The organism is Streptomyces nanhaiensis (genome assembly GCF_046614825.1).
Classification (GTDB): domain Bacteria; phylum Actinomycetota; class Actinomycetes; order Streptomycetales; family Streptomycetaceae; genus Streptomyces; species Streptomyces radiopugnans.
Genome location: NZ_JBKJFM010000263.1, coordinates 1 through 4,147, shown reverse-complemented (window position 1 = coordinate 4,147; position 4,147 = coordinate 1). Strand labels below are relative to the sequence as shown.

Here is a 4,147-nt window from a genome sequence, read left to right as displayed (position 1 = left end):
CCCGCGCCGGCCTCCGGCGCGCGGCGCGGGAGGACGGCGGTGCTGTCCTCGGAGCCGGCGGGAAGACGGGGGCCGCCCCGGCCGGCGGCGGCCGGGGGCAGCGCGTCCAGCTCCTCGCCGGTCAGCGACTCCTTCACGGCCCCGACCTCGGCGAGCAGCTCCACGGCGTCGGCCGGCCGCCGCCCGGGGTCGCGGGCGGTGGTGCGGGCCACCAGGCCGTCCAGGGCGGGGGCGAGACCGGGCACGGTGGCCGAGGGGGCCGGGACGTCCTCCTGGAGGTGCTGGTAGAGCACCTGGGCCGGGGTGCCGCCGGAGTGCGGCTTGGAGCCGGTCAGCATCTCGTACAGCACCACGCCGCAGGCGTAGACGTCCGCGCGGGCGTCGGCGGTGCCGTGCTCGATCTGCTCGGGCGCCAGGTACGAGACGGTGCCCAGCACCGAGCCGGTGGAGGCGGACGTCTGGGAGCCCACGGCCCGCACCAGGCCGAAGTCGGCGACCTTCACCCGCCCGTCGTCCCCTATCAGGACGTTCTCCGGCTTCACGTCGCGGTGCACCAGGCCGGCCAGATGAGCGGCGCCCAGCGCGGCGAGCACGGCCTCCAGGACGTCCAGGGCGGCGCGCGGCTGGAGCGCCCCGCGCTCGCGCAGCACGTCGCGCAGCGTGCAGCCCTGGACGTACTCCATGGCCAGGTAGACGTAGCCCCCGTCCTCGCCCTGGTCGAAGACCCCCACCACGTTGGGGTGGGCCAGGCGGGCCGCGGACTTGGCCTCCTGGATGAACCGGCCGACGAACGAGGCGTCGGCCGCGAGGGAGGGGTGCATCACCTTCAGGGCGAGCACCCGGTCCAGCCGGGTGTCCACCGCCCGGTAGACCGTGGCCATGCCGCCGACGGCGATCCGCGCCTCCACGCGGTACCGGCCGTCGAGCACGTGCCCGATCAACGGGTCCCGAAGGGTCGTGTCCACGGCGCAGAGTCTACGAGCCGCAGCCCGCACGGTCGGCCGAACCGGCGCAGGCGCACCGGAGTGCGGCGGAACGGTGACGAAACCGCCGCCGCGCCGCGACGTCGCGGGGGGAACCGCGGGTGACCGGCCCGCTGGCCGGTCACCCGAAGGCCGGTCACCCGAAGGCCGGCCGCTCCGGATCGAGGTCCGCCATCCCCTCCGCCGGCGAGGACGCCAGCGCGAAGTGGCGGCGCGGGATCCGGCCCGCCCGGTACGCCAGCCGCCCCGCCTCCACCGCGTGCCGCATCGCCTCGGCCATCAGCACCGGCTCCTGGGCGCGGGTGACGGCGGAGGCCAGCATCACCGCGGCGCAGCCCAGCTCCATGGCGAGGGCGGCGTCCGAGGCGGTGCCCGCGCCCGCGTCCAGGATGACCGGCACGGACACCCGCTCGGTGATGAGCCGGAAGTTGTGCGGGTTGCGGATGCCCAGACCGGAGCCGATGGGCGAGCCCAGCGGCATGACCGCCGCGCAGCCCACGTCCTCCAGCCGCCGCGCCAGCACCGGGTCGTCGCTGGTGTACGGCAGGACGGTGAAGCCGTCGTCGACCAGTGTCTCGGCGGCCTCCAGCAGCTCCACCGGGTCGGGCAGCAGGGTGCGCTCGTCGGCGACGACCTCCAGCTTGACCCAGTCGGTGCCCAGCGCCTCGCGGGCCAGCCGGGCGGTGAGCACGGCCTCCCCGGCGGTGAAGCAGCCGGCGGTGTTGGGCAGCACGCGGATGCCGTGCCGCTTGAGCACCGACAGCACCGAGCCGGAGACGGTCGGGTCCAGGCGCCGCATCGCCACGGTGGTCAGCTCGGTGCCCGAGGCGAGCAGCGCCCGCTCCAGCACGTCCAGGCTGGGTGCGCCGCCCGTGCCCATGATGAGGCGGGATGTGAAGGCGGTACCGCCGATGGTGAGGATGTCGTCCGCCATGGTCGTCCTCAGCCTCCCTGCACCGCGGTCAGGACCTCGACCCGGTCGCCCTCGCCCAGCGGGGTCGACGGCCACTGCCCGCGCGGCACGACGGTCTCGTTGACGGCCGCGGCGACGCCCGCGGACGCGGTGGTCAGGGACGCCACGACCGCGTCGAGGGCGAGGCCGGCCGCGATCTCGCGCGGCTCGCCGTTGACATGGACGGTGACGGTGGCGGCGGTACGGGGTGCGCCGGTGTTCATACGGGGCTCTCCTGAAGCGTGCGGTCGAAGCGCCGGGGGGTGAACGGGCGTGCCTCCTCGGGGAGTTCGCCGGTGGTCAGGACCTGGGCCAGGGCGTCGCCGGTGACCGGGGCGAGCAGCACCCCGTTGCGGTGGTGGCCGGTGGCCAGGTGCAGGCCGGGCAGGGCGGTCGGGCCGAGCAGCGGGGCGTTGTCGGGGGAGCCGGGGCGCAGCCCCGCGCGGGTCTCCACCAGCGGCAGCTCGGTGATGCCGGGCACCAGCTCGTGCGCGTCGCGCAGCAGCTCGTAGACGCCGCCGGCCGTCACGGTGGTGTCCCAGCCCTGCTCCTCGCTGGTCGCGCCCAGCACCAGCTCGCCGTCGGCCCGCGGCACCAGGTAGACGTGCCCGCCGCGCACCAGGGCCCGCACGGTGCGCGAGAGGAAGGGGGCGTACGGACCGGGGATCCGCAGCCGCAGGACCTGGCCCTTGACCGGGCGCACCGGCGGCAGCACCTCCCGGGGCACCCCCGCCAGCCGGCCGCTTTCGCTGCCCGCCGCCAGCACCACCTGGTCGGCCTCCAGCGCGGTGCCGTCGGCCAGCACCGCCCCGGCCGCCCGGTCGCCGGACAGGGACAGCCGCTCGGCCCGCTGCCGCACGAAACGGACCCCGGCCCGCTCGCACGCGGCCAGCAGGGCGGCCGTCAGCCGGCGCGGATCGGTCTGGTGGTCGCCGTCCACGCGCAGCCCGCCGCGCACACCGGGAGCGAGCATCGGCTCCAGACGGCGGCACTCGCGGCCGGTCAGCCACGCCGACTCCAGTCCGCAGCGCCGGTGCAGCGCGTGCAGCTCCCGCAGGTGGGCCCGGTCGTCGGCGTCCAGCGCGACGGCCAGCGTGCCGCAGGCGCGGTAGCCGGTCCCCAGGCCCGAGGCCTCCTCCAGCTCGGCGGTGAAGGCCGGATAGCGGCGCGCCGAGGCCAGGTTGAGGGCGAGCAGGGACTCCTCGCCGTAGTGCAGCTCGGTGACGGCCGCCAGCATCCCGGCCGCCACCTGGGCGGCGCCGCCGCCCGGCTCCGGGTCGACGACCGCGACCCGCGCCCCCCGCCGGGCGGTCCGCCAGGCCGTGGCCAGCCCGATGACGCCACCGCCGATGATCAGCACGTGCATGGTGCGGTGCCCCTCCCTTCGCCGGAATGACCCGGATCAGGTTCGTACGGTCGGAGGCCGCGCAAGCCTCCCTCTCAGCCCGGTGCGCCGGGCTCCCGCGCTTTCTTCCGGCCGGCAGGTCAGCCGGTCCGGTCCCGGGGCCTTCCCGTCTCCCCGGACGCCGGCCACCCTATCCGCGCGCCCGCCGGGGCTGAAGGGCGGTGCGGGGCCGGCGGCGCGGCGGCTGTGGCAGGGGTCTCACCGGGGCCCGCCGCGCGGCTGCCCGGCGGCCCGCCCCGACCTCCTACAGTGATCGCGTGAGCGTGCGAACCGAGCAGCAGAGCAGGCAGCGGATCCTCGTCGTCGGTGCCGGGATGGCCGGGGTGCAGACCGCCGTACAGCTGCGCGAGCAGGGCTGGCCGGGAGGGATCACCCTCGTCGGCGCCGAGCCCCACCGGCCGTACGACCGGCCGCCGCTGTCCAAGGCCGTGCTGCTGGGCAGGGCGCCCGGGTCCGCCTTCGACGTCGACTTCGGCGCGCTGGAGGTGGATCTGCGCCTGGGCACGGCCGTCACCGGGCTGCGCACCGGCGACCGGGAGGCGGACACCGCCGCCGGCCCGGTGCCCTACGACGGCCTGGTCGTCGCCACCGGCGCCGAGCCGATCCCCCTGCCCGGCGCCGAGGGCGTCCCCGGGGTGTACCTGCTGCGCACCCTCGACGACGCCGAGCGGCTGCGGCCGGTGCTCGCCGGGCGCCGGGAGGTGGTGGTCGTCGGGGCCGGCTGGATCGGCGCCGAGTTCGCCACCGCGGCCCGCGAGGCCGGCTGCCGGGTGACCGTGGTGGAGGCCGCGGACCAGCCGCTGGCCG

Annotated in this window: 5 protein-coding genes and 1 riboswitch; of the genes, 1 reads left to right on the top strand and 4 read right to left on the bottom strand. The window is 76.9% G+C overall.

What is annotated here, in order from left to right; all coding sequences use genetic code 11:
• The 4 genes from ACLIYP_RS29440 to thiO all read right to left on the bottom strand — a co-directional run.
• Positions 1 to 965: protein kinase domain-containing protein (locus ACLIYP_RS29440; protein ID WP_412716132.1), on the bottom strand; the 965-nt coding region annotated here is incomplete at its 3' end.
• Between the two features lie 154 nt (positions 966 to 1,119).
• Entirely contained in the window at positions 1,120 to 1,917 is a 798-nt protein-coding gene (locus tag ACLIYP_RS29435) for a thiazole synthase (protein WP_412716131.1), read from the bottom strand.
• An 8-nt stretch (positions 1,918 to 1,925) separates the two neighbouring features.
• Entirely contained in the window at positions 1,926 to 2,159 is a 234-nt protein-coding gene (gene thiS, locus ACLIYP_RS29430) for a sulfur carrier protein ThiS (RefSeq protein WP_410538897.1), read from the bottom strand.
• A complete protein-coding gene (gene thiO, locus ACLIYP_RS29425; protein WP_412716130.1) occupies positions 2,156 to 3,301 on the bottom strand; it encodes a glycine oxidase ThiO in 1,146 nt (381 codons plus the stop codon). The genes thiS and thiO overlap by 4 nt, the downstream gene beginning before the upstream one ends.
• A gap of 12 nt (positions 3,302 to 3,313) precedes the next feature.
• Positions 3,314 to 3,401, bottom strand: a riboswitch (TPP riboswitch).
• Positions 3,402 to 3,654: 253 nt separating this feature from the next.
• Here thiO and ACLIYP_RS29420 point away from each other — a divergent pair.
• A partial coding sequence (locus ACLIYP_RS29420) for an FAD-dependent oxidoreductase (RefSeq protein ID WP_412716133.1) occupies positions 3,655 to 4,147 on the top strand: 493 nt, incomplete at its 3' end.